A 14,714-nucleotide genomic window follows, 5' to 3' on the forward strand; every position below is an offset into this window, starting at 1 on the left:
ATGATCCTTTCCCGCTATGAGCGGATGATTGCCAAACGCTATCTTTTGCCGGGCAAGGGGGAAGGGTTCATCTTCCTCGTCGCCGGGATCAGCCTTTTTGCAGTGATGCTTGGCGTCGCTGCGCTGATCATCGTGATGAGCGTGATGAACGGCTTTCGCGCGGAGCTTTTCGACAAGATCGTCGGGCTCAACGGTCATGCCGTGGTGCAGGGCTATGGCGGCAAGCTCAACGATTGGCGCGATGTGCTCGCCGAGGCGCGCAAGACCCCGGGGGTCACCTCGGCCACCCCGCTTATCGAGCAGCCGCTGATGGCCAGCGCCGATGGCCGCGTCGAGGGCGTTCTGGTGCGCGGGATGGACGTCAAGGACATCACCGGCAACCCGACCATTGCGGGCAACGTCGTGCAGGGCGATCTGCGCAGCCTTCAGCCGGAATCGGATAATGTCGCCATCGGCGCGCGTCTGGCGGAGTCGCTTGGCGTTCGCGTCGGCAGCCAGATCAGCCTGATCAGCCCGCAGGGGCTCACCACGCCGTTCGGCAGCGTGCCGCGCATCGTCAGCTATCAGGTCGCCGCCATCATCGAGGTCGGCGTTTATGATTACGACAAGGCCTTTGTCGTCATGCCGATGCAGGATGCGCAGATATTGCTGCTGATGGGCGATGCGGTCGGCATGATCGAGGTCGAGACTGTCGATGCCGACAAGGTCGGCGAGATCCTCGCGCCGCTTGCCGAAAAGGTCGCCGGCAGCGCCGTGATCTCGGACTGGAAGGCCATGAACTCCCAGCTTTTCGAGGCGCTGGCGGTTGAACGCGTCGCGATGTTCGTCGTGCTGTCGATCATCATCCTCGTGGCGGTGTTCAATATCCTTTCCTCGCTCATCATGCTCGTGCGTGCGAAAAGCCGTGACATTGCGATTTTGCGGACGATGGGCGCCACCCGCGCCGGGCTCATCAAGATCTTCGTCACCGTGGGGGTCACCATCGGCGCGCTCGGCATCGTCGCCGGCATGATCCTGGGGGCGATCTTCCTCTTCTTCCGTCAGTCGGTGGTGAACTTCATCCAGCTGGTCACCGGGCAAAACCTCTGGGATCCCTCGATCCGCTTCCTGACAGAGCTTCCCGCCAAGACCGATCCGTTCGAGGTTCTGGGCATTTGCGCCATGGCACTCGTCTTCAGCTTCCTCGCCACGCTCTATCCGGCCTTCAAGGCGGCGAGCACTGATCCGGTTCAGGTTCTGCGTTATGAATGACATTCTCTCGACGACCGATCTTCGCCGCAACTTCACCCAGGGTGGGGAGGTCATCCATGTGCTGCGCGGAGTAAATCTTCGCGTCGCGCCGGGGGAGATTGTCGCGCTCCTCGGCCCCTCGGGCTCGGGAAAATCGACCCTGCTTCAGGCGGTCGGGCTGCTCGAGGGGGGCTTTGAAGGCTCGATCCGGATCACCGGGCAGGAAGCCTCGAAGATGAATGCCGATGAACGCACCACGCTGCGGCGCGATGCGCTCGGCTTCGTCTACCAGTTCCACCATCTTCTCCCCGATTTCACGGCCGAGGAAAATGTGGTGCTGCCCCAACTCATTCGCGGGGCGGAGAACGAACCCGCGCATGCCCGGGCAAAGACATTGCTCTCAACGCTCGGCCTTGGTCATCGGCTTTCGCACCGTCCCAGCCAGCTTTCGGGCGGCGAGCAGCAGCGCGTGGCCGTCGCTCGCGCGCTCGCCAACCGTCCGGCGCTGGTGCTCGCGGATGAACCCACCGGCAATCTCGACGAGCACACGTCCGACGTGGTGCTTGGCGAATTTCTCCGGCTCGTGCGAGAAGAGGGCTCGGCGGCCTTGGTCGCCACGCATAATGAGCGCCTTGCCGCGCGGATGGACCGCGTGGTCCGCCTGCACGACGGGGTGCTCGAATAACTGGGAAGGGGGATCCCATGCGCGTTACCGATTTTGCCGTAAACATGCCCGGCGGGGAAAGCCGCCACCTGGCCGAATATGCCGGTAAGGTTCTGCTCATCGTCAACGTCGCGTCGCGCTGCGGCTTCACGCCGCAATATACCGGGCTCGAGGCGCTTTACCGCAAATATCAGGGTCAGGGCTTCGAGATTCTGGCCTTCCCCTGCAACCAGTTCGGTGCGCAGGAACCGGGCGATGCCGCTGAAATCGCCAGTTTCTGCAGCCTGAACTATGACGTCACCTTCCCGCTCTTCGCGAAGGTTGAGGTCAACGGCCCGGGCACCGATCCACTTTACGCTTATCTGAAGCGCGCGCGCACCGGCATTTTCGGCACCGGCCGGATCAAGTGGAACTTCACCAAGTTCCTCGTCGATCGCTCGGGCAATGTGGTCGAACGCTTTGCGCCGACAACAAAGCCCGAGGCGATCGAGGCCGCGATCGCGCGGCTGCTCTGATCAGGTTACGCGGCGCGCGATCATCAGCGCCGCGACCCCGCTCATCACGAAACTGATGCCGAGGATGTAACCGGGCAGCGTCATCGCGGTGAAGGGGATGGTCATCAGGATCAATATGTCGAGCAGGATGTTGAGCACACCCATGCCGATCATGATCCAGCGGTGCCGCGGAAAGCGGATGCCCCAATAAATCTCGAGCGCGCCGCGCACACCCAGCCAGATGGCGACGAGCAGGGTAATCGAAATCGCCCCTGACATGGGCCGTGCGATCATCATCACGCCCACGATCAGCGTCAGCAGCCCGAACAATATGTCGTACCAGCGCGATTCGTGCCCGGTTCCGCCAATGCCCGAAGCGATGGCGGCAACCCCCGAAATGATCAGCGCCACCCCGACATAGACGGTAACCGCAATCGTCGCCGGAAACGGCCAGACAAATGCCAATATGCCCAGAACAAGCGAAATCACGCCATAAGCGATCAGCCATTTGCGCCCGCGCTTGAACGGATCTGGCGCTGCTTGTGATGCATCATCCATCATCTCTGCCCCTTCGCAATGTCTCGTTTCGATGTCTAAACGAAAGACGGGTAAAGGCGTTCCGGCGGTGATCCACGCTTTTCAAATCGCGGCGGAAAGCCTAGCGTGAATCGATGTCTCACGCCGCTTATGTACCCCTTCGTATCTTTTCGTCCTTCACCATGCTCGATGGCGCAATCGAGCCGAAGAAGATCGCCTCGCGCGCCCGCGACCTTGGCTTTCCTGCCGCCGCGATCACCGATCGCAACGGCATGTACGGCGTCATGGCCTTTTCGGACGGGTGCAAGGGCTCGGGCGTGCAACCCGTTATCGGCACCATGCTGTGCGTGGCGCGTCCCTCGGTCGACGGCGCGGAACGCTGCTTCGATTGGCTCGCGCTCTATGCGCAGGACGAAGCGGGCTATGACAATCTCTGCGCGCTGGTATCGGCGGCGCATCTCGATCGCCCGGTCGAGGAACAGGCGCATGTCGAACTCTCGGCGTTGCAGGGGCGTACCGACGGTCTGATCGCGCTCACTGCGGGCGGCGAAGGCGCGCTCGCGAAGCTGCTCGCCGAAGGGCAGGCCAATCACGCCGCCGCCTATCTCGACAAGCTTCAGGCGCTGTTTCCCGATCGGCTCTATATCGAGATCGCGCGCCGGAACGAGGATGTGGAAACGCAGGCCGAGCCGCATCTCATCGAACTCGCCTATGCGCGCAATCTGCCGCTCGTCGGCACCAATCCGTGCTGCTTTTCCGAGCCCGATTTCCACGCCGCACACGATGCGATGCTCTGCATCGCGAGTTCATCGTATGTAGAAAGCGACGATCGCAAGAAAAGCTCGCCCGATGCCTGGCTGAAGCCGGTCGAGGAAATGCAGCGGCTTTTCGAGGATCTGCCCGAAGCGCTCGCCAACACGCTCGTCGTCGCGCAGCGCTGTGCTTTCATGGCGCCCAAGCGACCGCCCATTCTGCCCAGCCTTGCGGGCGACCGCGAGGGGGAAGCGAAGAAGCTGCGCGAGGATTCCTTTACCGGGCTCGAAAACCGGTTGGAAGTGGCTGGCATCACCGACCCGGCCGAGCGCCAGCCCTATTTCGATCGCCTCGAATTCGAGCTGGGCATCATCATCCAGATGGGCTTTCCCGGCTACTTCCTGATCGTTGCCGACTTCATCAAATGGGCCAAGGATCACGATATTCCCGTGGGGCCGGGCCGTGGTTCGGGCGCGGGTTCGCTCGTCGCCTGGGTGCTGACGATCACCGATCTCGATCCGCTGAAACTCGGGCTGCTCTTCGAACGCTTCCTCAACCCGGAACGCGTCTCGATGCCCGACTTCGATATCGACTTCTGCGAAACCCGGCGTGAAGAGGTGATCCGCTACGTCCAGCAGAAATATGGCCGCGACCATGTGGCGCAGATCATCACCTTTGGGCGCCTCAAGGCCCGCGCCGTGCTCAAGGACACCGGCCGTGTTCTGCAGATGAGCTATGGTCAGGTCGATCGCCTCGCCAAGCTCGTGCCGAACCATCCGACCGATCCGTGGACGCTGGAACGGACGATGGAAAAGGGCGGGGTGGCCGAGTTCCGCCACGAGTACGAAACCGACAAGGAGGTCCGTCGGCTCGTCGATCTCGCAATGAAGCTGGAAGGCCTGCCGCGCCACAGCTCCACCCACGCCGCCGGTGTGGTGATCGGCGATCGTCCGCTCGATCAACTGGTGCCGCTCTACCGCGATCCGCGCTCGGATATGCCGGTCACCCAGTTCGACATGAAATTCGTCGAGGGCGCGGGCCTCGTCAAATTCGACTTTCTGGGCCTGAAGACGCTTTCGGTTCTGCAAAAGGCGGTGCAGCTCCTCGCCAAGCGCGGGGTGACGATCGATCTTAGCAGCCTCGCCTGGGATGACGTCGATACCTATGCCCTGCTTCAGCGCGGCGATACGGTGGGCGTGTTCCAGCTCGAATCCGAAGGCATGCGCCGCACGCTTGCGGCCGTTCGCCCCACCAATTTCGGCGACATCATCGCGCTCGTCTCGCTCTACCGTCCGGGTCCGATGGATAACATCCCAACCTTCGGCGCGCGTAAGAATGGTCGGGAAGAGATCGAATATCCGCACATGTTGCTGGAGCCGATCCTGAACGAAACTTACGGGATTTTCGTCTATCAGGAACAGGTGATGCAGGCCGCGCAGATCCTCGCGGGCTATTCGCTCGGCGAAGCAGATCTTCTGCGCCGCGCAATGGGTAAGAAGATCAAGGCGGAAATGGATGCCCAGCGCGCCCGCTTCGTCGAAGGTTGCGCCGAAAAGGATATCGCTGCCGCCAAGGCGAACGAATTGTTCGACTTGATCGACAAGTTCGCGGGCTACGGCTTCAACAAGTCGCACGCCGCCGCCTATGCGCTGCTCGCCTATCAGACGGCGTGGCTGAAGGCGCATCACGCGCCCGAATTCTTCGCGGCGTCGATGTGCTACGATATGGCGCTGACCGACAAGCTCAGCATTTTCGTCGATGATATGCGCCGCCTTGAAATCCCGTGCCTGCCGCCGTGCATCAACGCCAGCGAAGCCGAGTTCACGGTCGAGCAGGGCGAAGACGGCCTGTCGGTGCGCTATGCGCTCGCCGCGCTCAAGGGCGTGGGCGAAAAAGCGATGGACGGCGTCGTCGACGAACGGCTCAAGGCCGGGCCTTTCCAGTCGCTCGACGATTTTGCCGACCGGATCGATCCCAAGCTGATCAACCGTCGCCAGATGGAAAGCCTGGCCGCGGGCGGCGCGTTCGACGCGCTCGAACCCAACCGCGCGGGCGTTCATGCGGTGGCGGAGACGATCCTGGCGGTCGCCGCCAGTGCGGAGCAGAGCCGGACCAGCGGGCAGGGCGGTCTTTTCGGCGATTTCGAAGCCAAGACCACGACGATCAAGGTGCCGCAGGATGCGCACTGGTCGCTTGCCGAGCGTATGGCCGAGGAAAAGGACGCTTACGGCTTCTACTTCTCGGCGCATCCGATCGATCGCTTCCGCCACATCGCCGACGGGCACGGCGCCCGCAGCTATGCCGCGCTCTGCGCGCAGCCCGGCGGGGCAGAGGCCAGCCGCACCATGGCGACGATGGCGGGCCTTGTCGAAGACGCGCGCTGGCGCACCTCCGCGCGGGGGCGCCGCTATATGATGGCCACCTGCTCCGATGCGTCCGGCCAGTATATCGCCACCTGTTTCGAGGAAGATCTCGGCAAGGAGCTTGAGGAAATCGCGCGCGAAGGCGGCTGCGTGCTCTTCACGGTCGAGCTTGATCGCCGCCCGGGCGAAGATGCCCCGCGCGTCACGATCAAGCGCATCCAGCGTTTCGAGCAACTGGCTGGCGCCACGCGCCTGACATTGGAAGTCGGCGTTTCCAGCGAAGCCGCGATCCGCACGCTCGCGCAACTGCTTGCCTCTGCGCAAGGGGGACGGGGCGAACTGGTCATCGATGTCGCGCTGCCCGATGGCGCGTCGGCGCGGCTCAGCGCGGGGCGGGATTTCTCGCTCGATGCCGAGCTTTCCGCGCGCATCGAAACGGTCACCGGCGTCACCTCGGTTTCGCTCCGCACCACCGACACGCCCCGGCTTGCACTCGTTTCCTGATTGTCTAACATTCCTGTAAATAAAACAGGAGAGTTGGATGCTTGGCGGGATGCAGGATTTCGAGCTGCGCGTGCCTCGTTTGCTCGACTATGCGGCGCGCGAACATGGTGGCCGGGAAATTGTCAGCTACTGGGCGGACGGAACCACCACGCGCACGAACTGGGCGGGCATTGCCCGCGATGCGCGCAAGCTTGCGCAGGCGCTTGAACGACTGGGGTTGAAAAAGGGCGACCGTGTCGGCACGCTGGCGATGAACCATGGCCGCCATCTGGCCGCATGGTACGGCGTGATCGGCATGGGCGGCGTGATCCACACGATCAACCCGCGCCTGTTCGACGAACAACTCGTCTATATCGCCAATCATGCCGAAGACCGCGTCCTGCTATACGACCGGGCGTTTCAGCCGATTGTCGATCGTCTGCGCGATCAATGGACGACCATCGAGCATTATGTCTGCTTCGATTCCCCGGGGCTCGACGGGTTCGAGGCGCTGATCTCGCCCTTCTCGGGGGACTATGCCTGGGATGAGGGATCGGAACGCGAACCCTGCATGCTCTGCTATACCAGCGGCACCACGGGCAATCCAAAGGGTGTGCTCTACGAACATCGGTCCACGGTGATCCACGCCGTGTCTGAAATTTCGCCCTCCTGCTTCAACCTTGAACCGCGTTCGGTCGCCTTGCCGATCGTGCCAATGTTCCACGCAGCGGGCTGGGGGCTTCCCTTTGCGGGCGCGATTGCTGGCGCCAAATTCGTCTTTTCGGCGATCAACGATGCCGCCGTGCTGTGCCGCCTCATGAACGAGGAAAAGGTCACCCATTCGGCGGGCGTACCAACCGTGTGGCTCGCCATGTTCAGCCATATCGACCAGACCGGGCTCAAGCCCGAATATCTGCAACTCGTCACCATCGGCGGGTCGGCGGCACCCCGTGCAATGATCGAGCGGTTGATGGGGATGGGCATTCGTGTCGGCCACGCCTGGGGGATGACCGAAACCTCCCCCATCGGCACCATGGGCGCGCCCACCTGGAACTGGGATGAGCTCAGCTTCGATGAACAGGTGGATCAGGTGTCGAAACAGGGCCGGGTTCCCTTCGGCGTCGAACTGCGCGTGGTGGACGGCGACGGCAATGTGCTGCCGCGCGACGGCACCTCATCGGGCCGTCTGCAGGTGCGCGGCCCCTGGGTGCTCCGGCGCTATTTCCAGGATGAAGCCGGCGATTGCATCGATGCGGAGAACTGGTTCGATACGGGCGACGTGGCGGTCCTCCACCCATGCGGCACGATGCAGATCACCGACCGGTCAAAGGACGTCATCAAGTCGGGCGGCGAATGGATCAGTTCGGTCGAACTGGAAAACGCTGCGGTCGGCCACCCCGACATTGCCGAAGCCGCGGCGATCGGCGTCCATCACCCCAAATGGGACGAACGCCCGCTGCTCCTCGTCGTCCGCAAGGCCGGGGCAGACCCTTCGGCGGCCGATATCCATGCCTTCCTGTCAGACAAGGTGGCCAAATGGTGGCTTCCTGACGAGATTCTGTTCGTCGATAGCCTGCCGCACACCGCAACGGGCAAACTGCTGAAAACCGCACTCCGGGCGCAATATGCCGATCATGTCCTGCCCACCGCCAAGGCGGCGTGACGGGACGGATCAGAACAGGTTGAACTGGTCTCCGGCGGGGGCCTTGAAAAGATCGCAGCGGAGCGGCCTCATCGGTTCCCGGTTGAGGCCGTTCTTGCGACAGGCGATCCTGAAGCGCGCGCGGATCAGTTCCGCCCATGGGCCGCTACCGCGCATCCGCCCGTAAAAATTTGGATCATTGTCACGCCCCCCGCGCAGCGAACGGACGATCGCCATCACCTTGTCCGCGCGGTCGGGATAATGCGCGTCGAGCCAGGCGCCAAACAGCGGCGCCACCTCGTGCGGCAGCCGCAGCGGGATGAACGATGCGTGGGATGCGCCGGCTTCGGCTCCCGCTTCGATCAGCGCCTCGATCTCATGGTCGGTGATCGCGGGTATCACCGGTGAAATCGACATGACGACGGGAATGCCCGCCTCGCTCAGCGCCTTCACCGCCGCAAGCCGGCGGCGCGGCGCGGGCGCGCGCGGCTCCAGCGTCATCGCGATATGCGGATCGAGCGAGGTGATCGAAACCATCACCGAAACAAGCCCCTTTGCCGCCATCGGCGCCAGCAGGTCGATATCACGCACGATCCGGTCGGATTTGGTGGTGATCAGCAAGGGGTGCTGCGTTTCAGCCAATATAGCCACGCAATCGCGCATGATGTGCCAGTCGCGTTCGATCGGCTGATACGGGTCGGTATTGGTCCCCATCGCGATCGGCGCGACGGTATAGCTGGGCTTCGACAATTCCTTGCGCAGCAGCGCGGCTGCACCGGGCTTGGCAAAGAGCCGCGTCTCGAAATCGATGCCGGGCGACAGGTCGTGATAGGCATGGCTCGGCCGCGCAAAGCAGTAGATGCAGCCATGCTCACAACCCGAAAAAGGGTTAATAGACAGGGTAAACGGAATGTCTGGAGAGTTGTTTCGCGTGATGATTGTGCGCGGGTGAAGGACGGTTACGGTCGTCCTCAATCGCGGGATTTCACCATCGACCAACTCTCTTTCGTCGACCCAATCTCCATCAACCTCTTGATGTAGAGTGTTAAATCTGGTGCAGGCCCGATTGTTTGTTGCGCCTCGTCCACGTTCCTTACGCATTGCGTCACTAGAACATAAAGTGAACGAAATCGCAAGCCGTTCGATGGGCGCTCTTCGATTCCGAGCAATAGATACAGCCATGGACAGCGATGAAAAAATCAGCGGCTGGTTTGTGAGTGCAATGGGCTTCGCATCCCATATAGAATCACACTCAGGTTTCTTTACCTATCTGCGGCTGCACGCCGCCAGTTCGCTCTGAACTCCACACTCATATGTCAGGATATTTATCTATCGATGCCATTCATTTGTTTGCGTGAAACCAATCTATGAACCGTTTGCTCAGGTCAGTTACATCTTCGCGTAGTTGGATTGCTGCCTTGTAAGCCGTGGTACGCTCAAGGCTGAACTGACCACGTTGATAGACGACCTTTGTGAAGTGCCTAAAAGGATCGAGGTCGCCTTCTCGTGTAGCTGGTCCACGACCAACGCCAGCAGCATAATCATCAAAGTGTTCAATCATATCGCGCAATGCCTTGAGGCCATTGTGACCGTTTATTTGAAAAGTGTTATCAAACTTGGCCACGGCATGATCAGTAGCACTTTCTACTGGGCTAAGTTTCCTCAGCGTTCTAACGGTGGTGCGATACAGCCAGAGACGGATGATGAAGTTTTCCCAGTGATACTCCACCTCAAATCCGCGAGCCATTTCGTCTGCTGTGTCTGCGATCTGATCCAGCTCGCGCCATGAAAGAACGAGCATGTTCCATGCGTGGGTATGGCGTGGTTTGTAATAGTCCCAAATGACGCCTTGCTCTTGAACGGAACGCATTCGCAAATCCTCGACCGTGATCTCAAACCACATTTTCACTTGCTAGAAACGGCTTGCAATCCCAGATTTTCGGCGCCTTTGCGGGTTTACACATCTGTTACTGGGATGCTCGCACCCGCGATAGGGATTGATCGAACGGTCGAAGAAAATATCGGGTGAGTAGTTGCGTGTGATGATCGTGCGTGGATGCTCGATGGTCACTGTCGTCCGCGCTGGGGGCGTCTCGCCGTCGATCTGCGCCTGCTCATCGCGCCAGTCGCCGTCCAGCTCGCGTCCGGGAAGGTTGAAGCGGTCGCTCAGCCGGTTGAGCGTAGCGCCGCGGGCAGGGCGACGTCGGGCATCCATCCGAAGATGGTGCCCGACATTGTGGAACATATCAAGAACAAATGTGTGAGGCGCGCGCTCAGTCTGCGGTCAGTGCCCGGGTCCGCGGGTCGATGCGAACGGCGGTTGCGCCGCGCAGCCCCGGGAAGCGCGGCCACATGCCCTGCGCCAGCGCCGCCAGGCTCGACGACGGATCACCGGCATTGCGCTGGTACATCCAATAGTTGCGCAGGACGATGGTCACATATCCGCGCGTTTCCCAATAGGGCAGCGATTCGATGTAGAGCAGCGGATCGCCGCCATCGATGTTGCGGGCGTTCCAGTCGCGCACGGGCGCGGGGCCGGCATTATAGGCCGCGATCACCTTGGGCAGCAGCCCCTGCGTTCCCTGGAAATCGCGCAGATATTCCATGTAGCGCTGGCCGAATTCCATGTTGGTGGAAGGATTGGTCAGCGCCTCGCGCGACGGATCACCGCCCCGATCCCGCGCCATATGGCGCGCGGCGGCCGGCATCACCTGCATCAAACCGTAAGCCCCAGCCGGGCTCACCACGTCGCGGCGGAAGTTCGATTCCTGCAGTGCGTGCGCGAACACCAGCGACTTGTCGACGCGCCAGCCGCCATCGGGCACCCAGTCGGGCGCGGGGTAGCGCGCATTGGCCGATGGATTGGCGCCGGATGGGCCGTTGTGCGAAAGCCAGATCTGCGTTTCGGGCAGGTTCAGCCGCGCGGCGAGCGATACCATCGCGGCATGATCGCCGCGCCCGCCGATCCGCGCCTGATGGCGCAGCGTTTCATCCGCCAGCCGATATTCGCCAATCTCGTTGAAGGCGATCGCCGCCCGCACATTATTGAGCTTGGACAGGCGCTTCCAGTCGGCCGAAAGCATGTCCGGCCCGGTGTCGTTCCTGGGCGCGAGGCCGAGCGCCTGCGCCGCGAGCAGGCCATAAAAGGTTTCGTCCATGCGCGCGGCGATGCGCAGCCGTTCCTGCACGCGCGCCGGTTGCCCGCCGGCCATGTCGGCACGCGCGGCCCAGAAATGGCCGGCGGCGCGAAATTCGCTGTCATCCCCACGCGCGGCGACCGCCTGGAACGCGGTGCTGGCTTCGCGGAAATCGCGGTCGCGCCAGGCGGCAAGCCCGATCACCCATTCGGCATGGGTGGCCCAGACGCCGGGGCCGCGCCGGGCTTTTCCAGCCAGCTGGCGCGCGGCCGCATCATTCCCGGTGAGATAATAAGACCAGGCCACGCGCTGCTGCCATTCGGTAAGCGCCTCGGGGGTCAGCTGGCCTTCGACTTCGGAGATCAATTTCTCGGCGCTCGCCGGATCGTCGATCTTGATGAGCGGCAGAATCTTGGCGCTCAGCGCGTCGGCAATCGGATCGCCCTTGGTCGCCGAAGCGCGCGCACGCACGGGCTTGCCGCCGAGCCACACCATCTTCTGCGTCTCGGGGATGGAGGGCAGGGAGGTGCCCCCGCGCGTCGTCGCCAGGCGGGTAAGCTGCGCGGCGCGGGGCATGTCGGGTGCCGCGTTGATCAGCGATACCAGCGGATCAAGCTCCACCTTGGGTGAGCCCTTGGCCAGGAACAGCTCGGCCCGGGCATAGGGGGCCAGCAGATCGTCCTTCAGCGCGTCGATCCGCATGGCGGCATCGGCCCATTGCTGGGTACGAATCGCCGCAAAGATCGCGCGATATTCCTCGCGCTCCGAAGCCGAGAGCTGGCGCGGCAAATCTTCGCGATCCGATTTTTTGACACTGGCCAGCGTTTCGTTCGCGATCACCGGCTGCGCGACGATCGCGAGCATCGCGCCCGCCAGGAAAAACTTAAGCTTCAATGTTCCAGTCCCTTGGTCAACAATCTCAGATCCTTCCAGGCATCGGCCTTGCGCGCCGGGTTCTGGATCAGGAAGCGCGGCGCGAACGTCGCAACCGCTTCGATTTCAACCCCATTGTCGTTGATGATGTGCGTTTGCCCGCGTGCGGCGGGAAGGTCCATGCCCAGCACCGCCTGGCACGTCGCCTGCCCCATGAGCAAAAGCCGGCGCGGGTGAACCAGCGCGGCATGGCGGCGGGCCAATCGGCCCAGCGCCTTGTGGTGTGCCGGATCGATCCGGCCACCGGCGGGCCGCGCCAGCGCGATCGATCCCAGATAGGCGGTTCCGCGATCCTGCCCCACGGCGGCCAGCATGCGATCCAGCAATTGCCCCGTTTCGTCGGAGAGCAGGCGTTCCGCCTCGGCGTCGGCCGCTTCGGGCATATCGACAAGGATCATCACCGTTGCACCCGCGGTGCCTTCCGGCAGCACGCGGCGGTCAACAGGCGAATCGTCGGGCAGCGCGCCGTGGCTTGCCAGCCAGTTCCGAAATGCTTCGATCGTCTCTGGCATGGCGGTTCTGGCCGCAGGCACCTGCGGCGCGGGAACTGCCGCTACGGCACGCGCGACCGGCCGGCTGCGTTCCGCCAGCCAGTTCCTTGGCACCTCGTCGATCATCACGTCGACACCGGCTTCCTGCCACCAGTCAAGTACGCTCAACGCACTCGCCGTATTCATGATCTCAGCCCCCGCTTCCATCAAAACACTAGAGTCAGAGGTTGACGGCGGGGTCAATCTAATTGCACGGGCTATTGTGACAAAGCGTTGTACGGGTGCGATGACAGGATGCATGGCGCCCTGCATGGAGGGAAGCGGAATGAGTGAACGGGAATCGATGCCCTATGACGTCGTGATTGTCGGCGCGGGGCCTGCTGGCCTCGCAGCGGCGATCCGGCTGAAACAGCTGGCAAATGAGCAGGGCAGCGAACTCTCTGTCTGCGTGCTCGAAAAGGGCTCGGAAGTGGGCGCGCACATCCTGTCCGGTGCGGTCGTCGACCCCAAGGCGCTTGATGAGCTGCTGCCCGAATGGCGCACCATGGGCTGCCCGATGGCCGAAGTGCCGGTGACGGAAAACCATCACTGGGTGCTCACCGAGAACAAGAAATATGAAATGCCGCACATCATGATGCCGCCTTTCATGAACAACAAGGGCACCTATACCGGTTCGCTCGGCAATCTTTGCCGCTGGCTCGCCGAACAGGCCGAAGGGCTCGGCGTTGAAATCTTTCCGGGCTTCGCTGCGGCTGAAATCCTGTTCAACGAGGATGGCTCGGTAAAGGGCGTCGCCACCGGCGATATGGGCATTGCGCGCGATGGTTCGCGCAAGCCCGATTATCAGCCCGGCCTTGAACTCCACGCAAAATACACCTTCTTCGCCGAAGGCGTGCGCGGTCACCTGACCAAGGAGCTGAAGCGGATCTACGATCTGGAGGCGGATTGCCAGCCGCAGGTCTACGGCATCGGCCTCAAGGAACTGTGGGATATCGATCCCGCCAAGCACGTCCCCGGCCGCGTCATTCACAGCCAGGGCTGGCCGCTTGACGATGCATGGGGCGGCGGCTTCCTCTATCATCAGGCGAACGGCCAGGTCGCGCTCGGTTTCGTTGTCGCGCTCAGCTACAAGAACCCGCATATGTCGCCCTTCATGGAATTCCAGCGTTGGAAGACGCATCCGGAAATCCGCAAGATTTTGGAAGGCGGCAAGCGCGTGTCCTATGGCGCGCGTGCGATCAACGAGGGTGGCTGGCAGTCGGTGCCCAAGCTCACCTTCCCGGGTGGCGCGCTGATCGGCTGTTCGGCCGGTTTCGTGAACGTGCCGCGCATCAAGGGCAGCCATACCGCGATGAAGTCGGGCATGCTCGCCGCCGAAGCCGCTTTCGAGGCGATCGCAGGCGGCCGTGAGGCCGACGAGATCACCGCATATCCCGATGCGCTCAACAGCAGCTGGGTAGCCAAGGAACTCAAGAAGGTCCGCAACGTCGAGCCCGCCGTCGCCAAGTTCGGCGGCACCTTTGGCACGATCATCGCCGGCGCCGACATGTGGATGCGCCAACTCGGCCTCGGCCTGCCGTTCACCTTCGGCCACAAGCCCGATCACAGCAAGCTGTGGCGTGCGGACCAGTGCCAGAAGATCGACTATCCCAAGCCCGATGGCGTCATCAGCTTCGATCGCCTCTCGTCGGTGTTCCTCTCGAACACCAACCATGAGGAAGATCAGCCCTGCCACCTGACGCTCAAGGATCCCGACGTTCCGATCAACTACAATCTGCCCGTGTTCGACGAACCCGCGCAGCGTTACTGCCCGGCGGGCGTGTACGAAGTCGTTGGTCAGGACGAAGGAAATCCGCGGTTCCAGATCAACGCGCAGAACTGCGTCCACTGCAAGACGTGCGACATCAAGGATCCCTCCCAGAACATCAACTGGGTGGTTCCCGAAGGTGGCGGGGGGCCGAACTATCCCAATATGTAATCGCCTGAC

General features: G+C 62.3%; 11 protein-coding genes and 1 pseudogene. 6 read left to right on the forward strand and 6 right to left on the reverse strand.

Annotation, left to right across the window (positions count from 1 at the left end):
- The 3 genes from QYC26_RS00005 to QYC26_RS00015 are packed head-to-tail and all read left to right on the forward strand — an operon-like array spanning window position 1 to window position 2,409.
- Window positions 1–1,251 carry a lipoprotein-releasing ABC transporter permease subunit gene (locus QYC26_RS00005; protein WP_317513365.1) on the forward strand — a complete coding sequence of 417 codons (1,251 nt, stop codon included), beginning with the start codon at window positions 1–3 and terminating at the stop codon, window positions 1,249–1,251.
- Complete coding sequence (locus QYC26_RS00010) at window positions 1,244–1,915, forward strand: ABC transporter ATP-binding protein (protein ID WP_317513366.1); 672 nt, start codon at window positions 1,244–1,246, stop codon at window positions 1,913–1,915. Before QYC26_RS00005 ends, QYC26_RS00010 begins: the two co-directional genes overlap by 8 nt.
- Before the next feature lie 17 nt (window positions 1,916–1,932).
- Window positions 1,933–2,409, forward strand: coding sequence for a glutathione peroxidase (locus QYC26_RS00015; protein WP_317513367.1), 477 nt, complete (start codon window positions 1,933–1,935; stop codon window positions 2,407–2,409).
- Here QYC26_RS00015 and QYC26_RS00020 read toward each other — a convergent pair whose 3' ends face one another.
- Window positions 2,410–2,949 (reverse strand): HdeD family acid-resistance protein, encoded by a 540-nt coding sequence (locus QYC26_RS00020; protein ID WP_317513368.1) that lies wholly within the window; start codon window positions 2,947–2,949, stop codon window positions 2,410–2,412.
- Window positions 2,950–3,059: 110 nt separating this feature from the next.
- On the opposite strand from QYC26_RS00020, the gene dnaE reads away from it, so the two are divergent.
- Window positions 3,060–6,545, forward strand: a complete 3,486-nt coding sequence (gene dnaE / locus QYC26_RS00025; RefSeq protein WP_317513369.1) for a DNA polymerase III subunit alpha — start codon at window positions 3,060–3,062, stop codon at window positions 6,543–6,545.
- Window positions 6,546–6,582: 37 nt separating this feature from the next.
- Window positions 6,583–8,187 carry a long-chain fatty acid--CoA ligase gene (locus QYC26_RS00030; protein WP_317513370.1) on the forward strand — a complete coding sequence of 535 codons (1,605 nt, stop codon included), beginning with the start codon at window positions 6,583–6,585 and terminating at the stop codon, window positions 8,185–8,187.
- 9 nt (window positions 8,188–8,196) lie between these two features.
- Here QYC26_RS00030 and QYC26_RS00035 read toward each other — a convergent pair whose 3' ends face one another.
- From QYC26_RS00035 to QYC26_RS00055, 5 genes and pseudogenes are all read right to left on the reverse strand, one after another.
- Window positions 8,197–9,267, reverse strand: coding sequence for a PA0069 family radical SAM protein (locus QYC26_RS00035; protein ID WP_317515096.1), 1,071 nt, complete (start codon window positions 9,265–9,267; stop codon window positions 8,197–8,199).
- Between the two features lie 241 nt (window positions 9,268–9,508).
- Window positions 9,509–10,069, reverse strand: coding sequence for a hypothetical protein (locus QYC26_RS00040; protein WP_317513371.1), 561 nt, complete (start codon window positions 10,067–10,069; stop codon window positions 9,509–9,511).
- A gap of 57 nt (window positions 10,070–10,126) precedes the next feature.
- Window positions 10,127–10,381, reverse strand: a pseudogene (locus QYC26_RS00045) (radical SAM protein); the annotation flags it as partial.
- 58 nt (window positions 10,382–10,439) lie between these two features.
- Window positions 10,440–12,197 (reverse strand): lytic transglycosylase domain-containing protein, encoded by a 1,758-nt coding sequence (locus tag QYC26_RS00050; RefSeq protein ID WP_317513372.1) that lies wholly within the window; start codon window positions 12,195–12,197, stop codon window positions 10,440–10,442.
- The gene (locus tag QYC26_RS00055; protein WP_317513373.1) at window positions 12,194–12,895 is read right to left on the reverse strand and encodes a uracil-DNA glycosylase family protein; all 702 of its coding nucleotides are present in this window, start codon (window positions 12,893–12,895) and stop codon (window positions 12,194–12,196) included. Before QYC26_RS00055 ends, QYC26_RS00050 begins: the two co-directional genes overlap by 4 nt.
- Window positions 12,896–13,052: 157 nt before the next feature.
- On the opposite strand from QYC26_RS00055, the gene QYC26_RS00060 reads away from it, so the two are divergent.
- Window positions 13,053–14,705: an electron transfer flavoprotein-ubiquinone oxidoreductase gene (locus QYC26_RS00060; RefSeq protein WP_317513374.1), complete on the forward strand. Its 1,653-nt coding sequence runs from the start codon at window positions 13,053–13,055 to the stop codon at window positions 14,703–14,705.
- The last annotated feature ends 9 nt before the right edge of the window (window positions 14,706–14,714 follow it).

It is taken from the genome of Sphingomonas sp. C3-2, assembly GCF_033025475.1.
GTDB lineage: Bacteria > Pseudomonadota > Alphaproteobacteria > Sphingomonadales > Sphingomonadaceae > Sphingobium_A.